1 pseudogene is annotated in these 280 nt (G+C 66.8%); it reads left to right on the top strand.

What is annotated here, in order from left to right:
- A pseudogene (locus OEB96_RS00150) lies at window positions 1-280 on the top strand (tyrosine-type recombinase/integrase); the annotation flags it as partial.

The raw sequence follows: 280 nt of genomic DNA on the forward strand, positions 1-280 counted from the left end.
GCTTCAAGGCTCGCCGCAAGAAGGACGGGGTGGCGCCCAAGACGATCAACGAGGAGCTCGCCATCCTTTCGAAAATCCTCGGGTACGCCGAGGAGATCGGGGAGCTGACGACGCAGCCTCCGAAGATCCGGCGGCTCAAGGCCCAGAAGCCGGCGTTCGACTTCCTGGACTTCAAGGAAGGCAATCGCCTGCTGCAGGCGGCCGCTCGAGCACCGCAGCCGTGGTGCGCGATGATCCCGACGGCGATGCTGACCGGCCTACGGCTCGGCGAGCTCCGGGC

Origin of the sequence: Paraliomyxa miuraensis, from assembly GCF_026337845.1 — a bacterium.
GTDB lineage: Bacteria > Myxococcota_A > Polyangia > Nannocystales > Nannocystaceae > Paraliomyxa > Paraliomyxa miuraensis.